The organism is Bilifractor sp. LCP21S3_F8 (assembly GCF_052117805.1).
In the GTDB taxonomy this organism is placed as follows: domain Bacteria; phylum Bacillota; class Clostridia; order Lachnospirales; family Lachnospiraceae; genus Bilifractor.
The window spans coordinates 107,256-126,226 of the sequence record NZ_JBQKIK010000007.1 but is presented as its reverse complement, the minus strand read 5'-3'; the positions used below and the strand labels follow the sequence as shown (position 1 = coordinate 126,226).

Genomic DNA, 18,971 nt, shown 5'->3' with positions numbered 1-18,971 from the left:
ATTCCTTTCCAGTTCTGTTATGATTCTTTTCTATTATCCAAATATGTCCATTTAATGTACTTTCATTTTAAACGATATCTTAAGACACACTTACTGTTGTATTTGAATATGTCCATATATTCAGTGACATTTATGAACGCTCAGAATATTTCTCTTTAGTAAAACGCCTTTGTACACAATAGCTTTTAAGATGCGTTTATTATGCACCAGGTCTCGTTTATTTATATGTTCTCAATTTATAAACGTTCAAAAACTGCTCGGTATGATATGCGTATAATATTTTTATGAAAAGTCAATGATTTTTTTGTGAAAAAGCTAACAAAAAGTGAAACGATTTCAGGGCCTTTTTCTATGCCGTGAACAGAATATATCCCGGCCATTTTTGTTGAAATAACAATAAAAACAAGCTATAGTAGTATTTGTGAAAAAATTTGGTTTTTTTAATCATTTATGGAGGTAAAGATATGAGCAACAGTACGCAAAGCGCGGCAAGAACGAGAATTAATTCCCTCCTTGACCCGAGCAGCTTTGTTGAGATCGGAGCCGGCGTCACCGCCAGAAGTACCGATTTCAGCATGTCTGAGAAGAAAGCTCCTTCAGACGGCGTAATCACGGGCTACGGTCTGATCGACAATAACCCTGTATACGTCTACAGTCAGGACGCTTCCGTATTGAAGGGAACTGTCGGTGAGATGCACGCAAAGAAAATCGTAAGGATCTATGAGCTTGCCGTCAAGACAGGCGCTCCGGTAATCGGACTGATCGACTGCGCAGGTCTTCGGCTGGAAGAGGCAACCGATGGTCTGAACGCTTTCGGTCAGATTTACATGGCACAGGCGGACGCCTCCGGTGTGGTTCCGCAGATCACCGGTATCTTTGGTACCTGCGGCGGCGGTATGGCTATAGTTCCGTCAATGGGTGACTTCACATTCATGGAGTCCGGAAAAGCAAAGCTGTTTGTGAATTCTCCGAACGCTCTTGCTGGCAACAACGAATCTTCCTGTGATACCTCCGCAGCAGACTATCAGGCTTCCGAGACCGGAAATGTTGACGGAACCGGCACAGAGGCGGAGATCATCGCACAGATGCGCGCTCTGGTGAATATGCTTCCTTCTAATAATGAAGATGATATGTCCTACGCAGAGACGACGGATGATCTGAACCGTGTGAGCGCGGATCTCGCAAACTGCATCGAGGATCCGGCGCTTATGCTTCCCCGCATCAGTGACGACGGTGTATTTTTTGAATCCAAACCTGCCTTTGGCCCGGATATGACAACGGCATTCATCAAGCTGAACGGCTATACCGTCGGCGTTGTCGCGAACCGGTCCGCAAAATACGCGGAAGACGGTAGCAAAGAAGAAGAATACGGAAAGGTGATCAGCGCCCGCGGCGCGAAGAAAGCGGCGGAGTTCGTGAATTTCTGCGACGCCTTCTCCATTCCTCTTGTTACCTTCACAAATGTTACCGGCTTCAAGGCGGTGAAATGCTCCGAGAACAACATGGCTGACGCGGTAGCAAAGCTTACCTTCGCATTTGCGAACGCAACGACCCCGAAGATCAATGTCATCACCGGCGAGGCTTTCGGCAGCGCATATCTGACCATGAACAGCAAGTCCATCGGCGCGGATCTCGTATATGCCTGGAAGGACGCGAAAATCGGCATGATGGATTCTCTCGCAGCTGCAAAGATCATGTATGACGGCAAGGACGGTGAGACCATCAAGGCAGAGGCCGCGAAGTACGATGAGCTTCAGAACAGCGTAAAATCCGCCGCGGCTCGGGGATATGTGGACACTGTGATTGATCCTTCCGAGACGAGAAAGTATCTGATCGGAGCGTTCGACATGCTCTTCACGAAGAGAGAGTTCCGCCCGGACAAGAAACACGGCACTGTATAAGAGAGGTTGAAGATATGAAAACAATGAAGAAAAAAATATCTGTGCTCCTTCTCCTGACATTATGCATGACCTTCCTGTTCAGCGCGATGCCTGTATTTGCGAGCGTGGATGAGGACACCGCCTCCCAGTATGTGGATTCGGTTACCTCCTTCCTGAATCAGGTATACACACTGAGCGACGATGATCTGAAGAGCCTTGACCAGAATGGTCAGGGATACTCCGTTCTGTATGATGCCTGGATGGAAGACAGAGACGAGCTTGGAGCATTCAAGAGCGTTGACTCCGTCAGCGTAAATCAGAACGACTCCAGTGACCAGACAATTGTCGTAAACGCGGTTGTTTCCTTTGAACACTACAAATCAGATGTCACGATGTATTTCAACACCGCTGAGACTGTTGTAAATGGAAACATCGTTCCGTCAGGGCTTGTCAATTATGAAATGACGACGCAGTACTCGCTCGGAGAGAAAATGGCTTCTGCAGCTGAGAACATGGCCGTCGGTCTGATCACCGTATTTGCGATTCTGATTATCCTGATTGTTGTGATCAGCCTGTTCCGTTTTATCCCGGATTCAAACGCCAAGAAAGCGAAACAGAGCGCAGGGGCAGCAACCTCAAAAAAAGCTGAACAGCCGGCGGCAACCAGATCTGCGGCCGTTCCGGCTGGCAAAAAAAGCACAGCAGATTCTGCAGCCAGACTTGACGCAAATGATCCCGAGATCGCCGCAGTAATTGCTGCAGCAATTGCAGCTGCCATGGAGGACAATCCTTCCGGAAGCGGATATGTAGTTCGTTCGGTACGCAAGGTCGGTACCAGAAGATGGAAGCGTGTATAAAAGATTTCGTTCTCGTAGAGGAACGCTTGACTGACGTTTAATTACTGACGTTTCATTGACGTTAATTAAGGAGGAAATTCCAATTATGAAGAATTACACAATTACAGTGAATGGTACCGTTTATCAGGTTACCGTTGAGGAAGGCATTACAAATGGTGCGGTTCAGCAGGCAGCACCGGCTCCCGCTGCAGCACCGGCAGCAGCTCCCGCTCCGGCTGCAGCACCGGCTCCCGCACCGGCACCGGCAGCAGCTCCCGCTTCTTCCGGCGCACAGGGATCTACACCGGTTACCGCTTCTGTTCCCGGAAAAATCGTCAGAGTGGATTCTGCTGTAGGTTCATCTGTATCCGCCGGCGACGCGATTGTAACACTGGAAGCAATGAAGATGGAGATCCCGGTCGTTGCTCCGAAGGACGGCACCGTTGCGTCCATTAACGTTGCCGTTGGTGATGCGGTAGAATCCGGTGACGTTCTCGCTACAATGAACTGATTCCCGCAAGATTCTGCACATATCACCCGGAGGTAATAAAATGATAGCAACAACCCTGAACAATCTGATTCATCAGACTGCATTTTTTAATATTTCCTGGGGCAATGTCATCATGATCGTTGTTGCGTTTGTATTTCTGTACCTTGCAATCGCTCATGATTTTGAACCGCTTCTGCTGGTTCCCATTGCATTCGGAATGCTCCTTGTAAACATCTATCCCGACATCATGGCGGCGCCGACGGTAACAGCTTCCGGCTCCAGCCAGGCCGGCGGTCTGCTCTGGTACTTCTTCCAGCTCGACGGATGGTCAATTCTGCCGTCCCTGATCTTCATGGGTGTCGGCGCAATGACAGACTTCGGTCCGCTGATCGCAAACCCGATTTCTTTCCTGATGGGCGCCGCGGCACAGCTTGGTATCTATGTCGCATATTTCCTGGCCATCTTCATGGGCTTTAACGGAAAGGCTGCGGCAGCCATCTCCATCATCGGCGGTGCGGATGGTCCTACATCCATCTTCCTGTGCGGAAAGCTCGGACAGACCGCGCTGATGGGACCGATCGCCGTGGCGGCATATTCCTATATGTCCCTGGTTCCGATCATCCAGCCGCCGGTCATGAAGCTTCTGACCACAGAGAAGGAGCGCAAGATCAAGATGGCACAGCTTCGCCCGGTTTCCAAACTGGAGAAGATCCTGTTCCCGATCGTTATCACCGTAGTCGTATGTCTGATTCTTCCGACGACCGCTCCGCTTGTCGGTATGCTGATGCTTGGAAACCTCTTCCGTGAGAGCGGAGTGGTTAAGCAGCTGACAGAGACCGCTTCCAACGCACTGATGTATATCGTCGTTATCCTTCTGGGTACTTCAGTCGGCGCGACAACTAGTGCCGAAGCATTCCTGAACGCGGATACGCTGAAGATCGTCGTTCTCGGACTCGTGGCATTTATCTTCGGTACAGCCGGAGGTGTTCTTCTCGGTAAACTTCTGTGCTTCCTGACCCACGGCAGGATCAACCCGCTGATCGGATCCGCCGGTGTATCCGCCGTTCCGATGGCAGCCCGTGTATCTCAGAAGGTCGGTGCGGAGGCAGATCCGACCAACTTCCTGCTGATGCATGCGATGGGACCGAACGTGGCAGGTGTTATCGGTACCGCGGTAGCAGCCGGTACCTTCATGGCTGTATACGGTGTCAAGTAATACCGGATCCTGACGACAGAAGACGGCCATGCCCCGCAGGCGGGCTATGTGATGTTACTGTTCACGCATCACGAATACAGCCAGTTTGCGAAGGCAACAGGACTGCAAAATCCCTGCCGTGCATAGTTGGGGTGAGCAGTAACATCAGTGATATGAAAATGGCCGCCGTACGATACATTGTATACATGAATACTATAAACTGTATAAGTTTACCCGCAGAACATGACCGGTTACGCGTCATGCTCCGCGGGGACATAACAAATAGGAGAGCTTAGAATGGCTGAAATTGAGAAAAAACCGGTTAAAATCATGGAGACAATTCTTCGTGATGCGCATCAGTCACTGATTGCGACTCGTATGCCCACGTCTGAGATGCTTCCAATCGTAGATAAAATGGATCAGGTCGGCTATCATGCAGTAGAGTGCTGGGGCGGCGCGACCTTTGATTCCTGTCTGCGTTTCCTTCACGAGGATCCGTGGGACAGACTCCGCAAGCTGCGTGACGGCTTCAAGCACACCAAGCTGCAGATGCTGTTCCGTGGTCAGAATATCCTCGGATACAAGCCCTATGCAGATGATGTGGTCGAGTATTTTGTACAGAAATCCGTTGCGAACGGTATCGATATCATCCGTATCTTTGACTGCATGAACGATCTCCGCAACCTTGAGACCTGTGTAAAGGCAGCGAAGAAGGAGAAGGGCGCGGAGGCACAGATCGCCCTGTCCTATACTCTTGGAGATTCCTACACGCTGGATTACTGGACTTCCAAGGCAAAGGCAATCGAGGAGATGGGAGCGGATTCCATCTGTATCAAGGATATGGCAGGTCTGCTTCTTCCTTATGAGGCAACAGAGCTTGTAACCGCTCTGAAGGAGGCGACGAGCCTTCCGATCGAGCTTCACACCCATTACACCTCAGGTGTGGCTTCCATGACCTATCTGAAGGCAGTCGAGGCAGGCGTTGACATCATCGATACTGCGATGTCACCGTTTGCGATGGGAACCTCCCAGCCGGCTACCGAGGTTATGGTCAAGACCTTCCAGGGCACGCCCTATGACACCGGCCTTGACATGAAGCTTCTGGAGGAGATCGCCGATTACTTCCGTCCGTACAGAGACGAGTGCCTGGACAACGGACTGCTGAATCCGAAGAACATGGGCGTTAACATCAAGACTCTCGTTTATCAGGTACCGGGCGGCATGCTTTCGAACCTGACCAGTCAGCTGAAACAGCAGCACGCAGAAGACAAATATTACGATGTTCTGGAAGAGGTTCCGAAGGTTCGTAAGGATCTCGGAAATCCGCCGCTGGTTACTCCTTCTTCTCAGATTGTCGGAACGCAGGCAGTATTCAACGTGATCATGGGAGAGCGCTATAAGATGATCACACAGGAGACGAAGGATATCCTTGCCGGCAAATACGGCAAGACCACGGATCCGGTAAATCCGGAGCTGCAGAAGAAAGCACTCGGCGATACGAAGCCGATCACGCATCGTCCTGCAGATGACATTGCTCCTGAGATGGACAAGCTCGAGAAAGAGGTTGCCGCATACAAGGAGCAGCCTGAGGATACCCTCAGCTATGCGCTGTTCCCGCAGGTTGCCATGGACTTCTTCAAGTACAGAGACGCGCAGAAGACCGGCGTTGACGCTTCCAAGGGCGACAAGGAAGACAAGGCTTACCCGGTCTGACAGAACAGATAGATACCCGGATGCCCCGTGCAGGGCAATCCGGGCAGAACCTGAAAACGAGATAAAACACGTTGCGCGAGTTTTATCTCGCTATCGCGACGCTCGCCGCACACGAATACTTCGCATTCGGCTGCGGCTCACTGTTCGCGTAAATTGATGAGACGAGGGCTGCTTCCCGCATAGCCGGGCAGCAGTCCTCGTTTCCATATAAGTATAAATCCATATAAGTATAAAGAGACCGCAGATGAACCGCCATGAATGATCATGGACTGTTTATCTGCGGTCTCTTCATTTATGTGAATTGTAATAAGGATCCGCCGTGAGAAGCATTCATCCTGAAAATGTATGCTCCTTATTTTCAATCAGGAAAATCTCTCCGAAAAGCGGTCCCTCAGCCGGTTGTATCCGATGTTCACAAGTCTTATGAGCCGGATCAGATATCGGAGGATCGGCTCTGTCGTGATCGAGAAGACCACGAACAGCATGATGCAGCGCATCGACATTCCCGTAATGCCAAAGAAGGAATGGAAGAGGAGGAGGAACAAGGTCATGCCCGCAACACACACAAGCCAGATCGCGGTTTTGTACCGGTCCATCGGCTTGATGATATGGAACAGAATCATGAATCCGACAATTGCCATCAGAATCGCGCAGGCTGTCGAAATATCTACCGAGCTTACATCGAAGACCTCTCCAAATACAACCAGGCTCGCAACAACAATAAAATCGGTGAGCGCAGCCGGCATTGCCTTCAGAAGGACATTACTCATGTATCTTCCGTGGATCAATGTATGATCCGGAATCTGTGACATCAGGAATCCGGGAAGGCCGATGGTGAACATACTGATCAGGGAGATCTGGGACGGCCTCAGCGGGTAGGTGAATCCGGCGATGATCGAGAAGACCGCGAGCAGCAGGGAGAAGATGTTTTTTACAAGGAAGAGGCTTCCGGATCTCTCCATGTTGTTGACAACCTGCCGTCCTTCCATGACGATTTCCGGCATATGCGCGAAATCATTGTCGAGAAGAACAAGCTGGGAGGCCTGAGCCGCCGCGTCAGATCCTGCGGCCATGGCGACGGAGCAGTCCGCGTCCTTAAGAGCGAGAACATCATTGACACCGTCACCGGTCATCGCGACGGTGCGTCCGTGCGCCTTCAGCGCGTGGACAAATTCACGCTTCTGGTTCGGCGTGACACGGCCGAAGACCGTATACCGCGTTACCGCGTCATAGATATCTTCTTTTGTCTTTAGCGTCGTCGCGTCGATGTACAGGTCAGAGTTCGCGATTCCCGCCTGCTTCGCAACCTCGGATACCGTTACCGGATTATCTCCGGAGATGACCTTGACCTCTACATTCTGGCGGTGGAAGAACTGGAAGGTCTTATCCGCATCCTTCCGGATCTTGTTCTTCACGACAACCAGACAGAGCGAGGTAACCTTCCCGGTCAGCTCGTTTCCATCCGGCGTTCCCTGATATTTTCCGAACACAAGCACACGATAGCCCTTCCGGCTCTGCTCCTCAATGGTGTCCTGATACAGGTGGTAGTCCTCCTTCAGGACAAACTCCGGTGCGCCGAGCACATACGCGCCGCTCTGGAAGGTGACGCTGGAATACTTCCAGGCGGAGGAGAACCCGGTCACAGCGAGCGGACGTGCGCCCGAGGTGCTGGTGAAATGATCCTTCATCGCCTGCATCGTGATGTTGTCCGCCTTCTGAGCCGCCGAAAAGTCGCTCAACAGTTCTTCGATGGCCGGTATCGTCGCGTCCTCCTCATACGGCGGGAGTGTGATGACGTCGTTAATCAGCATCTTGTTCTCGGTGATTGTTCCGGTCTTATCGACACAGAGAACATCAACTCTTGCCAGTGTCTCGATGCACTTCATATCGTGCACCAGAACCTTTTTCAGCGCGAGTCTTCCGGTACTGACCGCAAGGGTGACGCTGGAGAGCAGATAGAGACCTTCCGGAATCATTCCGATCACGGCCGCTACCATGGAAGTGATGCTTTCCTGAAGCTCGAGCCCCTGCTGCCAGTAGGACTGATAGAACAGGAGAATTCCGATCGGGACAATACTGATGCCGGCGATCATAACGATCCGGTTCAGCGAACGGATCATTTCCGACTGTTCTCCCTCCCTGGCTGCCTTTGCCTGGGTCGTCAGCTTGTTGATATAGGAGTCCTCGCCGATTTTTTCCAGTCGGGCATAGCAGCTTCCGGATACAATGAAGGAACCGGACATCAGCTTGTCGCCCGGTTTCTTAGAAATCTCATCCGATTCACCGGTCAACAGGGATTCGTTGACCTTCACCTGTCCGTCCACAATAACGGCGTCTGCGGGAATCTGATTTCCCGCGGAAAAAATAACGATGTCGTCGAGGACCAGCTTTTCCGCCGGAATTGTTCTGATCTTGCCGGAACGGACGACTTTTGCCTTTGGAGCGTTCAGGACGTTCAGTTTGTCCAGCGTATTTTTGGCTGCGATCTCCTGCACGATACCAATCATTGCATTCGCGATAATGATCGGCAGGAAGGACAGGTCACGATACGAGCCGGCGATAATCAGGAGTACGGAGAGCAGCAGAAATATTCCGTTAAAATAAGTCAGCGTATTTCCCTTGATGATCTGTCCTACCGTCTTCGAAGGCGGTGCGACCGACCGGTTGTCCCAGCCGTGTCTGGTATATTCCTCAACCTGTTCCTTCGTCAGTCCGGTCTGGATGTCCGCCATATATCGATGCTTCAGTTTTGTACGGACCGGCTGGTCAAAGCCGATATTTGCCGTCGATCTGCCCTTTTTTCGTCCCCTCTTAGAGGAAGAAGAGAGCAATTTCTTTGTATCTGCCATGATATCCCCTTATTCAAATGATTCGAAAATCTGAATGAATAATTATACTTTCCCAATTAACAGTTATCTGAAAACCAGTGCCACAAACTGGAGGTTATCCTGCTGTGATTCCGAGCCACATGCTCTCGAAGGAAACGTTAATGCTTCGTGCTCGAAAAAAGGAACCGCTATACCTCCCTCAAATCGGAAATATCCGGTTCGGCCATAAGCGAGTAGTTCGTGTGGTACAGAACAAATCCCGGCCTTGCCCCGTTGGGCTTGTGAAGATTCTTCCGAAGCGTGTAATCGATTTCTACCTTTGGCGCATTTTTTGCCTTGGAGTAGTAGGCGGCAAGTCTGCCTGCCTCTTCAAAGGTGCGGTCCGGGAGCTCTTTTCCATTTGCTTTGACAATCACATGGGAGCCCGGAATGTCGTTCGCGTGGAACCACCAGTCGCTGCCGGAGGCGATTTTGAAGGTAACCATTTCGTTCTGGAAGTTATTTTTTCCAATGTACATATCAAAGCCGTCAGACGAAAGGTAGTGCAGAGGCTGTGCGGCCTCCTGCTTTTTCTTTCTTCCCGAAGGTCCGTGATGGCGGAGATAGCCGTAGTCTTCCAGCTCCTGCCGGATTTCCTGCAGATCCTTTTCGTCGCGGGCGATCTCCAGAGATGTCGCAATGCTCTCGAGATGCTCCACATCCGCTTCTGTGCCCTTGATCCGCTGCTCCAGTGCTTCTGCGGTTCGCTTGAGCTTGTTGTAACGGTCAAAATATTTCTTCGCGTTCTGTGCAGCAGTCATTGTCGGATCCAGCGGAACCGTGGTGGGTTCGTTGTTATAATAATTGACTGCCTTCAGTTCCTTCGCTCCCGGCGTCAGGCTGTATCCATAGGTATTCAGAAGTTCTCCGTATATGCGATATTTCTCCCGCTTTTCGGTATCATGCATCTGTTTTTCCTGAAGCTGCAGGGTCCGTCCGCTTCGCTCCAGACTTGTCTGAACGACCTTCCGCAGATCAATGGAACGCTGCCGGATCCTGGTTCTGAGTTCCTTCTCCGCGTAATATTGTTCCAACAGTGATGAAATGGTATCGAAGCCTTCCTTCCTGAGATTTCCGTACTGCGTCAGCGGAACAGAAGCATACTCGAAGGGATCTTTTCCTTTATAATAGATTGCCGGCTCAAATTTTTCGTTCTTTACATCGTCCATCATTCGTGAGAAGGTATGATACAGATGTACCCGTTCCGCATCCTGAAGTTCCGAGGCGGAAGCGTCGCTGTCAATGCCGGCCCGGCAACAGATTTCCTCAGCCATGACGGGGGAGATGCCGCGCAGACCGCCGTAGACCGCCTTCATGACAGGCGCATCCTTTGAAAAAACGACTCTGCTGAAATCCTCTTCGCTGATGTCGAGCGGATCTCTTTTGTTCTGTGTCTCCGGAATGAAGTAATCCCTTCCGGGAAGAACCTCGCGGACGGAACTGACATTGAAGGATACCCGCTTTATAGAATCCACAATCTTGTTCTGATCGCTGATCAGGATGATGTTGCTGTGCTTTCCCATGAGCTCGATGACCAGACGCCAGCTCCGGAGATCTCCGAGCTCATCTCTGTGCCGGACATTCAGGGAGAGCACACGCTCCAGTCCGGGCTGGGTGACCGATTCGAGAAGTCCGCCGGCCAGATGCTTCCGCAGCAGCATGCAGTAATTCGGCGCGTTCATCGGCGCCTGCTTCCCGGAAGACGTGATATAGACCAGCGGAAGAGAAGCACTTGCCGACAGAAGAAGCCGGTAAGTCTTCGCGTTATTTTTTATCGTGAAGATCAGTTCATCCGGCTCGGGCTGAATGATCTTCGATATATGTCCTCCCGCAAGCGTATGCTCCAGCTCGGAGCGGATATTTGATATTGTGATACCGTCTAAAGCCATATTGATTCCTCGAATTCCTGTCAGCGACGCGCAGGCTTTATACCAACGGGCACCGCAGGGTACTCATCATTCTTCTGTTGTTGTGTTCTGATTGCAAAGCACAGAGCACTTCGCTGTTTATACGATTGCCGCGCCCCGCTTGCAAACCGCAGGACAATCCGCAACATACACAGTTTGCCGCGCCCAGCTTGCGGAACGTAAGGGTTTACAGCATATTATACACAACAAACGAAAGAAATCCAACTGCCTCGCCCGCGTTAATGTGTCAGAATTTGCGCATATGCAAAGAATATCTCCGGGTAATGTTGGATCCACACAGACAGCTGGTCTTGTCAGCCCGCACGCATACGCAAAGAATATCGCAGGGGTGTGATGAAAAGATGAAGATAAGAAGAATATCTGAAGAATTAAAGAAGACCTATGGTCAGAAAATTTACAAGCTGTCCCTTTCGGCGGGATGCACCTGTCCGAACCGGGACGGGACTCTTGGATTCGGAGGCTGTACGTTCTGTTCGGAAGGCGGTTCCGGCGATTTTGCCGCGGATCCCGCTCCGGTAAGAGAGCAGATTGCGGCGGCCAGGAAGAGAATTGATCCGAAGCTCCCGAAGACTCTGGCAATGGAAGACCGCAGGTTTATCGGCTACTTCCAGTCCTTTACCAATACGTACGGAGATACCCGAAGACTTGAACGTATCTTCTCGGAGACGGAGGAGCAGCCGGAAATTGCAGGTCTGTCAATCGGCACAAGACCGGACTGCCTCGGGGACGACAAAATATCCATGCTGAAGAGACTAAACGAACGGAAACCGGTCTGGGTCGAGCTCGGTCTTCAGACCATACATGAAGAAACCGCAAAACGTATTCACCGTGGGTACAGTCTCCCGGTGTTCGAGGATGCCTACCGCCGCCTGAAGGATGCGGGACTTACGGTAATCGTTCATGTCATATTGGGGCTTCCTGGAGAGACGGAGGAGATGATGCTGCAGACCGTCCGGTATCTTTCGTCTCTCAGCCCGCTTCCGGACGGAGTGAAGCTGCAGCTTCTTCATATTCTGAAGGGCACCCGTCTGGCGGAGGAATATCGGATCCATCCCTTTCCGCTCCCGGATATGGAGGAATACTGCAGGCTCGTCGTAAAATGTCTGAAGATCCTTCCGCCGGAGATTGTCATCCACCGGTTAACCGGGGACGGACCGAAGAAGCTTCTCCTCGCGCCGCTGTGGAGCGCCGACAAGAAGCGGGTTCTGAATATGATGAACCGTCTCATTGAAGAGGCCTGACAATACACCTGTCTATTTTCGGTAATCCGAATACAATTTGACACAACAGCGGGAATTGACTTATACTTAACCTGTATTTGTGTGTTCAGATACGGACGCGGCCGCACGGACAGATCTGTGCGACAGCAGCCGGAACGCCCGCATCCGTTTTTGGCATGTGACGGCACACAATTTGTGCGCTGGAAAAGAGCGAGAAGATTGCATACATGTTTTTTGCATATAACGGCGCACAAATATGTGCAAGGAAGATTACCCGAAAGGTAAAGAGGATATGTCCGAAAAGATTTACAGCATGACCGGCTTTGGCCGGGCGGAAGCCCAGAATGACCGATGGAAAATCAGCGTTGAACTGAAATCGGTTAATCATCGCTTTCTCGAACTGAATGTCAAAGCCCCGAAAAAGTTCAGCGCATTTGAATCGAAGATCCGCACACTGATCAAGGAATACGCGCAGAGGGGCAAGATCGATATTTTTATCACCTATGAGGATTTCACAGAGGGCAACGCAACTCTGAAGTACCACCCGGAGCTTGCAAAGCAGTATATGAACTTTGCGGAGGAGATCGAGAGAGACTTCTCGATTCCGAATGATCTCACGGTTTCAAAGATGATGAATCTTCCCGATGTTCTGACAATGGAAGAGCAGGAGATGGACGAGGATGAACTCTGGAAGGATCTGGAGAACGTCATCCGCGAGGCAGCGGAGAACTTCCGGCATTCCCGCAATCTGGAGGGGGAGAATCTCCGCAGAGATCTTCTGTCCAAGCTCGATGAGCTGGAAGCGGATGTGGACAAGGTCATTGAACGGGAGCCCATGATTATCGCGGAATACCGCAATCGTCTGGAAGAGAAAACCAGAGATCTGCTTGAGGATTCCCAGATCGATGAAAGCCGCATCGCGGCAGAAGTGGTTCTGTTTGCGGATAAGATCTGCACCGATGAGGAAACGGTCCGTTTGAAGAGTCACATCCAGAATATGCGGGACACGCTTATCCTCGGAACCGGAATCGGGAGAAAGCTCGATTTTCTGGCACAGGAGATGAACCGGGAGGCGAATACCATTCTCTCGAAGGCAAACGATCTGGAAACCTCGAATACTGGTGTGGATCTGAAGACCGGTATTGAAAAGATCCGCGAACAGGTGCAGAACGTGGAGTGATCTCCCGGAACATGGCGCGGGTGCTTATATCTTTCTGTTGTTTTTTTTGTACTGCAAGGATATAATGCAAGAAGCCTGAAAGTGCAGGGCACGGAGGTGTTTTATGGCACGTTTGATCAATATCGGCTTTGGAAACGCGGTGAATACCGACAAGGTTCTTGCCGTCGCGAGTCCGGTGGCAGCGCCGATCAAGCGCATGGTGTCACACGCCCGGGATAACGGGCTTCTGATTGACGCGAGTCAGGGACGCAAAACCAAGGCGGTTCTGGTCCTGGAGGACGGCAGGATTCTTCTGTCCGCTCTGCAGCCCGAAACAATAACGCGCCGTTTCAACGCCGGCAGTGATTTTTCTAATGATTTATCTGATGAAAGGACCGATGATCTGTCATGAGCAAGGGAATACTGGTGATTCTTTCCGGTTTTTCCGGATCCGGGAAGGGAACTCTGATGAAGAGGCTCCTGGAGAAATATGATAATTACGCGCTTTCTGTGTCGGCGACAACCAGAAGCCCGAGACCGGGCGAGAGGGACGGCGTTGACTACTTCTATAAGACCGAGGAAGAATTTTCCCGGATGATCAGAAATGATGAATTTCTGGAGTATGCGCGCTATGTAAACCATTCCTATGGAACACCGGCGGCATATGTGGATGAGCAGCTGAACCTTGGAAAGGATGTCATCCTGGAGATCGAGATTCAGGGTGCTCTGAAGGTCAAGAAAAAGCGGCCTGATACCGTGCTGATCTTCGTAACGCCTCCGAGCGCCGAAGAGCTGGAGAGACGGCTCACCGGCAGAGGGACGGAAACGCAGGAAGTGATTCAGCAGCGGATGGCCCGGGCGGTCGAGGAAGCTGAGAGCATGGAACATTATGATTATATTCTGGTGAATGATACCGTTGAGGAATGTGTCGATCAGCTGCATCTGCTGATTCAGTCGCAGCATCTGCAGACCAGTCATCAGAGAGATTTTATCCGCGAGATCCGCGGAGAGCTGAAAGAGAGAGAGGAGCACAGAAAATGATACATCCTTCCTATGTGGAAATGATTGAGAAGATTAACAAGGGTCAGGATCAGGAGGAAGCGCCGCTTGTCACAAGCCGTTATTCCATCGTCCTTGCGACCTCCAAGCGCGCGCGTCAGCTGATTGACGGTGCCGAGCCGAAGGTTGCGGCTGTTGACCGGAACGGAAAAGAGAGAAAGCCGCTCTCCATAGCTGTGGATGAGCTCTATGAGGGAAAGGTCAATATTCTCCCGCATGAAGAGGAAGATGATGACGCAGCCGAATAATTCAATGAAGATTTTATTTATCTCTCTTGGCTGCGACAAGAATCTTGTGGATTCCGAGCGCATGCTCGGCAAGCTTGCCGGTCATGGCTACGAGATGACGGACGACGAGACCGAGGCGGATATTATCATTATCAATACCTGCTGTTTTATCGATTCCGCAAAGGAAGAGAGCATTCAGACGATCCTGGATATGGCCCGGTATAAGACCGAGGGTCGCTGCACCGCGCTGATTGTCACCGGATGCATGGCGGAGCGCTACCGTCAGGAGGTTCTGGACGAGATCCCCGAGGTTGACGCGATCATCGGAACGAACAGCTACAACAAGATCGAGGATGCGATTCTTCAGGTCGGAAACGGGATACGGCCGTCGATTCTGGAGCCCCTGAACGGGATTCCGGAAGACGCGGATAAACGGATCATGACAACCGGAGGCTTTTATGAATACCTGAAAATCGCCGAGGGCTGTGACAAGCACTGCACCTACTGCGCGATCCCGGGAATGCGGGGTCCCTACCGGAGTGTTCCCATGGAGGATCTGATCCGGGAGGCGCGTCAGCTCGCGGAGGACGGAGTGAGGGAACTGATTCTCGTGGCGCAGGAGACGACCCGGTACGGAATCGATCTGTATGGAAAGAAGTCTCTTCATATCCTGCTAGAGAAGCTTTCTGAAATCGACGGAATCCGATGGATCCGGATTCTGTACTGCTATCCGGAAGAGATCTACCCGGAGATGATTCAGGCGATGAAGACACTTCCGAAGGTCTGCCATTATCTGGATCTTCCGATTCAGCATTCCAATGACGAGATCCTGAAGCGGATGGGGCGCAGAACCAGCCATGATGATCTGGTGCGGATCATTGAAAATCTTCGCCTCGAGATTCCGGACATCGCGCTCAGAACCACTCTGATCACCGGTTTCCCGGGAGAGACCGAGGAGCAGCATGAAGAGGTCTGTGATTTTATCCGCGAGATGAAGTTTGACCGTCTCGGTGTTTTCACGTATTCTCAGGAAGAGGGAACACCTGCCGCATCTTTTGACGGTCAGATCGACGAAGAAATCCGGAAAGACAGACAGGACCGTCTTCTTACTCTGCAGCAGGAGGTATCAAAGCAGCGGAATGAGAATCTGATCGGCCGCACGCTGGATGTCTTCATCGAGGGCTACATGAGCGATGAAAATGCCTATGTCGGCCGCACCTACGCGGATACGCCGAACATTGACGGATTGATCTTCATTCAGACTCCGGAAACGCTGAATACCGGGGATTTTGTGAAGGCGACCGTGACCGGCGCTCTCGAATATGATCTGATTGGTGAACTGATCGACGAGGATACCATGGATCTTCTGAGCAAATCAGAGGGATGAGGGAGGAAAACGATATGAATTTACCCAACAAGCTGACCTGTCTTCGGATGGTTATGATTCCTTTCTTCGTGATCTTTATGTATCTTCCTCAGAACTGGGCCAGATATATCGCTTTGATTATTTTCATCGCGGCCAGTCTGACAGATACTGCCGACGGCTACATTGCCAGAAAATATAACCTGATCACGGATTTTGGAAAGTTCATGGATCCTCTGGCGGATAAGCTTCTGGTCTGCACGGCTCTTATTCTGTTTGCCGGATCCGGTGAGATCCCTGCATTTGTCGTGGTCATCATCATCGCAAGGGAGTTTATCATCAGCGGTTTCCGTCTGGTCGCCGCGGACAATGGTATTGTCATAGCCGCCAGCTACTGGGGCAAGGCGAAGACGATCTCACAGATGGTCATGATCATTGTGATTCTGCTGAACATTCCTTCGTGGAGAATGTTTGAGATCGTATTGATTGTCATCGCGACTGTGCTCACTGTCATTTCTCTTCTGGATTATCTGATCAAGAACAAGGCGGTACTCGGCAATCAGAAATAATTCTGTGTCATTAATAAGAGATCATTCTGTGTCGTTTATGAGAGATTATTCTGTCTCTTTGAAAGAAGAGCGGACTGTAGAGGAGGCCTGAGAAATCCCGGTATGAATCATCTTGATGATGCTGTTGCGAAAAAAAAATCCTCTAGGGGTATGGATAATGTTTCGACGGATAATACAGATAGTATTTCCGCGGATAATACGGATAATCTTTCCATGGACAATACAGACACTGTTTCCACGGATAATACAGATAGTATTTCCACAGATAATATGGATGATACCGGATATTCTTCCGCTGCGGAGAGACTGGTGGCAGTTCTCCGGGAGCGCAGGCTTCTGATCACAACGGTGGAGTCCTGTACCGGAGGAGGCATTGCTTCCGGAATCATCGATGTGCCCGGCGCATCGGATGTACTGAAGGAGGCTTTTATCACGTACTGCGACGAGGCGAAGCACAAGCTCGTGGGAGTGAAAAATAAGACGCTGCGCAAATACACGGCAGTTTCCCCTCAGGTTTGCCGACAGATGGCAAAGGGCGGTGCCAGGACGGCCAAAGCGGATCTCTGCCTTTCCGCCACCGGTGTGGCCGGTCCGGGTGGAACAGAGGAATTTCCGGCAGGTCTTGTCTATCTCGGCTGCTGGTTTGACGGCAGATGCGAGGTCAGAAAATACAATTTCACAGGATCCAGAAACGAGGTACGCAGACAGGCGGTGAGAGAATCCTTGAATCTCGCGCTTTCCTGTCTGGGAGTCGCTCCATAAGTTCTGACTCACTGTCTGCGGGGGATCTTTCCTTCCCCGGCGGAGGGTGAGTTTTTCGTTTGTAAAATATGCTTTTCTTTCGGTTGATCCATTTTTGCATTTTAGCGAACTTGTGCGATTACTCCGCAGAGAATATGTAGTATAATAGAGTGGTTTTATTTTTGCTATTCACTTTTCACACAGCAGAAACTGGAGGAAGCTGATGACAAATTATGAATCAGGCTTAAAAGAGGAGTGCGGCGTGTTCGGAATCTATGATCCGGACGGCGGAGATGTCAGCAGGACCATCTATTTCGGTCTGGAAGCTCTGCAGCACCGCGGACAGGAGTCCTGCGGCATCGCGGTGTCCAATACCAACGGGCCGAAAGGACGTGTGAATTCCTACCGCGGACTGGGGCTCCTGAACGAGGTGTTTAAGGGGGATGAGCTTCAGAACCTGAAGGGGAACATCGGTGTCGGCCATGTCCGTTATTCCACTTCCGGCGCGCTCAACGTGAACAACGCACAGCCGCTTGTCCTGAATTACATCAAGGGTTCGCTCGCTCTGGCGCATAACGGAAACCTTGTCAATGCCTATGAGCTTCGGGAACAGATGGAGAACACCGGCGCGATTTTTCACACGACCATTGATTCCGAGGTCATTGCCTACTGCATTGCCCGGGAGCGGGTCAAATCGCCGAGCATTGAGGTTGCGGTCAAAAGGGCTGTGACACAGCTCAGAGGCGCTTACGCACTCGTCATGATGAGCCCGCGCAAGCTGATCGGTGTCCGGGATCCGTGGGGACTGCGTCCGCTGTGTATCGGAAAGAGAGACAGGGCTTACATTCTTGCCTCCGAAAGCTGTGCTCTTCATTCCATTGACGCGGAATTTATCCGCGACGTGAAGCCGGGTGAGATCGTCACCATCGATAAGAACGGAGAGATTCATTCCGAGTTCATGGATTGCGTCATTCCGAGAGAGAAGCAGGCGCGCTGCATCTTCGAGTATATCTATTTTGCCCGTCTCGATTCAAAGATTGACGGCATCGCCGTCTATGACGCGAGAATCCGCGGGGGCGCATCTCTCGCAAAGACCTACCCCGTAGACGCAGATATCGTTGTCGGCGTACCCGATTCCGGACTGGCAGCCGCACAGGGCTACGCGATGGAGTCCGGCATACCGTTCGGCATTGCTTTTCACAAGAACAGCTATGTTGGCCGGACGTTTATCAAGCCCAGTCAGGATGAGCGTGAATCCAGCGTCAAGATCAAACTGAGTGTCATAAAGTCCGTCATTAAGGGAAAGAGAGTTGTTCTTGTAGATGACTCGATTGTCCGTGGCACCACGATCACCAATCTGATTCACACGATGAAGAAATGCGGAGCGACGGAGGTTCATGTGCGGATCAGTTCACCGCCATTTCTTCATCCCTGCTATTTCGGTGTTGACGTGCCGTCCAACAAGCAGCTGATCGCTTCGCAGAATTCCACAGAGGAAATCCGCCGGCGCATCGGCGCAGATTCGCTGGGGTATATGCAGATCGGCGAGCTTCAGGACATGGTGGGCGACCTTCCGATCTGTAAGGCATGTTTTGACAGCAACTATCCCATGGAGGTTCCGGACCATGAGATCCGCGATGCCTTTGAAGGCAGCTGAGCATCGGCGAGGTGCCTGATACCGTCCAATTGATCAATAAACAGCCCTGCTGCAGGCGGCGCCATAA

16 protein-coding genes are annotated in these 18,971 nt (G+C 51.3%); 14 read left to right on the top strand and 2 right to left on the bottom strand.

Annotated elements, in window-relative coordinates:
• Window positions 1-464: 464 nt before the first annotated feature.
• The 5 genes from ACTQ3A_RS05440 to ACTQ3A_RS05420 all read left to right on the top strand — a co-directional run bounded on the left by ACTQ3A_RS05440 (window position 465) and on the right by ACTQ3A_RS05420 (window position 6,114).
• The gene (locus tag ACTQ3A_RS05440; protein ID WP_441494265.1) at window positions 465-1,901 is read left to right on the top strand and encodes an acyl-CoA carboxylase subunit beta; all 1,437 of its coding nucleotides are present in this window, start codon (window positions 465-467) and stop codon (window positions 1,899-1,901) included.
• 14 nt (window positions 1,902-1,915) lie between these two features.
• Window positions 1,916-2,737 (top strand): OadG family transporter subunit, encoded by an 822-nt coding sequence (locus ACTQ3A_RS05435; RefSeq protein WP_441100050.1) that lies wholly within the window; start codon window positions 1,916-1,918, stop codon window positions 2,735-2,737.
• 85 nt (window positions 2,738-2,822) lie between these two features.
• A complete protein-coding gene (locus ACTQ3A_RS05430; protein WP_441100051.1) occupies window positions 2,823-3,227 on the top strand; it encodes a biotin/lipoyl-containing protein in 405 nt (134 codons plus the stop codon).
• A gap of 40 nt (window positions 3,228-3,267) precedes the next feature.
• Entirely contained in the window at window positions 3,268-4,422 is a 1,155-nt protein-coding gene (locus ACTQ3A_RS05425) for a sodium ion-translocating decarboxylase subunit beta (protein WP_441100052.1), read from the top strand.
• Window positions 4,423-4,698: 276 nt separating this feature from the next.
• A complete protein-coding gene (locus tag ACTQ3A_RS05420; protein ID WP_441100054.1) occupies window positions 4,699-6,114 on the top strand; it encodes an oxaloacetate decarboxylase subunit alpha in 1,416 nt (471 codons plus the stop codon).
• A gap of 362 nt (window positions 6,115-6,476) precedes the next feature.
• On the opposite strand, the gene ACTQ3A_RS05415 is transcribed toward ACTQ3A_RS05420, so the two are convergent.
• Window positions 6,477-8,963 (bottom strand): cation-translocating P-type ATPase, encoded by a 2,487-nt coding sequence (locus tag ACTQ3A_RS05415; RefSeq protein ID WP_441494266.1) that lies wholly within the window; start codon window positions 8,961-8,963, stop codon window positions 6,477-6,479.
• Window positions 8,964-9,130: 167 nt separating this feature from the next.
• Window positions 9,131-10,870 carry an Rqc2 family fibronectin-binding protein gene (locus ACTQ3A_RS05410; RefSeq protein ID WP_441100058.1) on the bottom strand — a complete coding sequence of 580 codons (1,740 nt, stop codon included), beginning with the start codon at window positions 10,868-10,870 and terminating at the stop codon, window positions 9,131-9,133.
• A gap of 380 nt (window positions 10,871-11,250) precedes the next feature.
• Between ACTQ3A_RS05410 and ACTQ3A_RS05405 the strand changes: the two genes are divergently transcribed.
• From ACTQ3A_RS05405 to purF, 9 genes are all read left to right on the top strand, one after another.
• The gene (locus ACTQ3A_RS05405) at window positions 11,251-12,150 is read left to right on the top strand and encodes a TIGR01212 family radical SAM protein (protein ID WP_441100059.1); all 900 of its coding nucleotides are present in this window, start codon (window positions 11,251-11,253) and stop codon (window positions 12,148-12,150) included.
• A 271-nt stretch (window positions 12,151-12,421) separates the two neighbouring features.
• Complete coding sequence (locus ACTQ3A_RS05400) at window positions 12,422-13,309, top strand: YicC/YloC family endoribonuclease (RefSeq protein WP_441100061.1); 888 nt, start codon at window positions 12,422-12,424, stop codon at window positions 13,307-13,309.
• A gap of 103 nt (window positions 13,310-13,412) precedes the next feature.
• Complete coding sequence (locus tag ACTQ3A_RS05395; RefSeq protein WP_441100063.1) at window positions 13,413-13,700, top strand: DUF370 domain-containing protein; 288 nt, start codon at window positions 13,413-13,415, stop codon at window positions 13,698-13,700.
• Window positions 13,697-14,329, top strand: coding sequence for a guanylate kinase (gmk, locus tag ACTQ3A_RS05390; protein WP_441100065.1), 633 nt, complete (start codon window positions 13,697-13,699; stop codon window positions 14,327-14,329). The genes ACTQ3A_RS05395 and gmk overlap by 4 nt, the downstream gene beginning before the upstream one ends.
• Window positions 14,326-14,595 carry a DNA-directed RNA polymerase subunit omega gene (gene rpoZ / locus ACTQ3A_RS05385; RefSeq protein WP_441100066.1) on the top strand — a complete coding sequence of 90 codons (270 nt, stop codon included), beginning with the start codon at window positions 14,326-14,328 and terminating at the stop codon, window positions 14,593-14,595. Before gmk ends, rpoZ begins: the two co-directional genes overlap by 4 nt.
• Window positions 14,596-14,599: 4 nt before the next feature.
• Window positions 14,600-15,961, top strand: coding sequence for a 30S ribosomal protein S12 methylthiotransferase RimO (gene rimO, locus ACTQ3A_RS05380; RefSeq protein ID WP_441100068.1), 1,362 nt, complete (start codon window positions 14,600-14,602; stop codon window positions 15,959-15,961).
• A gap of 14 nt (window positions 15,962-15,975) precedes the next feature.
• Complete coding sequence (pgsA, locus tag ACTQ3A_RS05375; RefSeq protein WP_441100070.1) at window positions 15,976-16,506, top strand: CDP-diacylglycerol--glycerol-3-phosphate 3-phosphatidyltransferase; 531 nt, start codon at window positions 15,976-15,978, stop codon at window positions 16,504-16,506.
• Window positions 16,507-16,608: 102 nt separating this feature from the next.
• A complete protein-coding gene (locus tag ACTQ3A_RS05370) occupies window positions 16,609-17,268 on the top strand; it encodes a CinA family protein (protein ID WP_441100072.1) in 660 nt (219 codons plus the stop codon).
• A 202-nt stretch (window positions 17,269-17,470) separates the two neighbouring features.
• On the top strand, window positions 17,471-18,904 hold the full coding sequence (purF, locus tag ACTQ3A_RS05365) for an amidophosphoribosyltransferase (protein WP_441100073.1): 1,434 nt from the start codon (window positions 17,471-17,473) through the stop codon (window positions 18,902-18,904).
• Window positions 18,905-18,971: the final 67 nt, after the last annotated feature.

Bases quoted from the DNA above. Each gene is read 5' to 3' on its own strand.
- ACTQ3A_RS05370 (WP_441100072.1), top strand. From the start codon at position 16,609: ATGAATCATCTTGATGATGCTGTTGCGAAAAAAAAATCCTCTAGGGGT.
- purF (WP_441100073.1), top strand. From the start codon at position 17,471: ATGACAAATTATGAATCAGGCTTAAAAGAGGAGTGCGGCGTGTTCGGA.
- ACTQ3A_RS05425 (WP_441100052.1), top strand. From the start codon at position 3,268: ATGATAGCAACAACCCTGAACAATCTGATTCATCAGACTGCATTTTTT.
- ACTQ3A_RS05405 (WP_441100059.1), top strand. From the start codon at position 11,251: ATGAAGATAAGAAGAATATCTGAAGAATTAAAGAAGACCTATGGTCAG.
- ACTQ3A_RS05430 (WP_441100051.1), top strand. From the start codon at position 2,823: ATGAAGAATTACACAATTACAGTGAATGGTACCGTTTATCAGGTTACC.
- rpoZ (WP_441100066.1), top strand. From the start codon at position 14,326: ATGATACATCCTTCCTATGTGGAAATGATTGAGAAGATTAACAAGGGT.
- ACTQ3A_RS05400 (WP_441100061.1), top strand. From the start codon at position 12,422: ATGTCCGAAAAGATTTACAGCATGACCGGCTTTGGCCGGGCGGAAGCC.
- gmk (WP_441100065.1), top strand. From the start codon at position 13,697: ATGAGCAAGGGAATACTGGTGATTCTTTCCGGTTTTTCCGGATCCGGG.
- ACTQ3A_RS05395 (WP_441100063.1), top strand. From the start codon at position 13,413: ATGGCACGTTTGATCAATATCGGCTTTGGAAACGCGGTGAATACCGAC.
- pgsA (WP_441100070.1), top strand. From the start codon at position 15,976: ATGAATTTACCCAACAAGCTGACCTGTCTTCGGATGGTTATGATTCCT.
- ACTQ3A_RS05415 (WP_441494266.1), bottom strand. From the start codon at position 8,963: ATGGCAGATACAAAGAAATTGCTCTCTTCTTCCTCTAAGAGGGGACGA.
- rimO (WP_441100068.1), top strand. From the start codon at position 14,600: ATGAAGATTTTATTTATCTCTCTTGGCTGCGACAAGAATCTTGTGGAT.
- ACTQ3A_RS05440 (WP_441494265.1), top strand. From the start codon at position 465: ATGAGCAACAGTACGCAAAGCGCGGCAAGAACGAGAATTAATTCCCTC.
- ACTQ3A_RS05420 (WP_441100054.1), top strand. From the start codon at position 4,699: ATGGCTGAAATTGAGAAAAAACCGGTTAAAATCATGGAGACAATTCTT.
- ACTQ3A_RS05435 (WP_441100050.1), top strand. From the start codon at position 1,916: ATGAAAACAATGAAGAAAAAAATATCTGTGCTCCTTCTCCTGACATTA.
- ACTQ3A_RS05410 (WP_441100058.1), bottom strand. From the start codon at position 10,870: ATGGCTTTAGACGGTATCACAATATCAAATATCCGCTCCGAGCTGGAG.